Source organism: Selenomonadales bacterium (assembly GCA_017442105.1).
Lineage (GTDB): Bacteria > Bacillota > Negativicutes > RGIG982 > RGIG982 > RGIG982.
Genome location: JAFSAX010000184.1, coordinates 1 through 1,966, shown reverse-complemented (window position 1 = coordinate 1,966; position 1,966 = coordinate 1). Strand labels below are relative to the sequence as shown.

3 protein-coding genes are annotated in these 1,966 nt (G+C 56.2%); all 3 read left to right on the top strand.

Annotated elements, in window-relative coordinates; all coding sequences use genetic code 11:
• Nucleotides 1-425, top strand: a 425-nt coding sequence (locus tag IJN28_07365; GenBank protein ID MBQ6713585.1) for a 4-(cytidine 5'-diphospho)-2-C-methyl-D-erythritol kinase, incomplete at its 5' end; no start/stop codon positions are given.
• Between the two features lie 2 nt (nt 426-427).
• A complete protein-coding gene (locus IJN28_07360) occupies nt 428-1,120 on the top strand; it encodes a GntR family transcriptional regulator (protein ID MBQ6713584.1) in 693 nt (230 codons plus the stop codon).
• 29 nt (nt 1,121-1,149) lie between these two features.
• Entirely contained in the window at nt 1,150-1,902 is a 753-nt protein-coding gene (locus IJN28_07355; GenBank protein ID MBQ6713583.1) for a nucleotidyltransferase family protein, read from the top strand.
• The last annotated feature ends 64 nt before the right edge of the window (nt 1,903-1,966 follow it).

Below are 1,966 nucleotides of genomic sequence, written 5' to 3'. Positions count from 1 at the left end.
GGCGCGGAGAAGTCCTTGCGCGCGTATCGTCCCTCGGCGAGTACCCGCTCGTCCTCGTCAAACCGCCGCTCGGCGTATCGACAGCCGCGGCATACGGTGGATACCGCGCCGAAAATGTCGAAACGCATCCCACCGCCGACCGCATGATACGCGCCATCGAAAGCGGAAACATCACGCGCGTCTACGAAGCCATGGGCAACGTCTTAGAAACCGTCACCATCCCGCTTCGCCCCGAAATAGACGAGATCAAACGCGCACTCGTAGAAGCAGGCGCAGACAAAGCCATGATGTCGGGCAGCGGCCCCACCGTATTCGCCTTTGCCAAATCGGCACAAGATGCCAAGCGCATCGCAGACACCATGAAACAAAAATACAGCACATACACCATTTGCACTACCGCAACGTGCCAAGGAGAGGAAATATAACTATGGAAAGAAAATTAGCACCCATTCGCTTAGACAGCTACCAACCGCTCAGAGAAGTCGTCTGTGAAACACTTCGCGAAGCCATCCGTGACGGCATCTTAGAACCGGGCGAACGCCTCATGGAAATTCAGATCGCAGAAGAACTCGGCGTCAGCCGTACACCCGTACGCGAAGCCATCCGCAAACTCGAACTCGAAGGCTACGTCGTCATGCTCCCGCGCCGCGGAACATACGTCGCCAACCTGTCCATCAAAGACATCAACGAAGTATTCGAAATTCGTTCCTCCATCGACGCCCTCGCCGCAGGCCTTGCCGCAGAACGCATCACCGAAGACGAACTCGAACAGATGGAACATATGCTCGTTGCCACCGTCGATGCCTTCGAACACGGCGACATGGACCGTGTCGTCGAATACGACAGCCAATTCCATGACGTACTCTACTGCGCAAGCCGTAACGACCGCCTCGTCGGCATCATCAGCAACCTCAGAGAACAACTCACGCGCTTCCGTTCCATCTCCATGGCACAGCCGGGTCGTATGAAAGAAACCATGGACGAACACAGACGCATGGTAGAAGCCATCGCCCAGCGTGACGTAGAGCTTGCACAAAGCATCGCTCGCGAACACATGGAAAACGCCGAACAGGCACTCCTCCTTGACCTTCCGAAAGGCATGGAGAAAACAGGTAAATAACATCAGGCAACCAATAAGGAGGGATCGGATTGGGCGATGCCATCGTCCTCGCGGGAGGAAAGACCTGCCGTCAACTGGCGCGATATACACCATACGAAGCCTGCCTTCCCATCGGCGGTAAGCCTATGATACATCACGTCGTCCGTGCACTTCTTGACGCACCCTCTATTGAACGCGTATCCGTCCTCGGCCCCGTCGCCATCCTCGAAACGCTGAACCTGCCTCAACAGGTCACCATCGCCGAAGGCGCCCCCGCCATCGAAGGCGCGCTCGCCCGTGCCCTCGAACTGGCAGAGAATAGACCCTTCCTCCTCGCAAGTGCAGACATACCGCTCCTTCGCGCAAGCGCAGTCGAATACTTCTGGCAAAGCGCACAGAGAGAACGCGCCGACCTCGCATACCCCATCGTGCGACGTGAGCAGATAGAGGAACAATATCCGCACGCAAGAAGAACGTACGTCCGCCTCGCAGACGGAACCTTCACAGGAGGAAACCTCCTCTACGTCAGCGGCGGCGCATCCGATGCGCTCCTCAGAGTCGCCAAACGCATCTTCGCCGTACGAAAAAAACCGTGGCGCATCGCGAAGCTCTTCGGCATCCGATTCTGCCTCAGCTTCCTTCTCGGAAAGCTGTCAGCCGCGGACATCGAACAGCACCTCACCGAACTATGGGGCAGACGATGCCGCGCACTCATCATGCCGCACGCCGAACTTGCCATGGACGTAGATAAACTCTCCGACTACCACCTCATAAACAAATATCTAAACGAAACGACAAGGTAACACTTGTCGTTTTTTGTTTGCCTAAATATGGCTAACGTATAAGGGTATACGCAGGTGCAGTTGG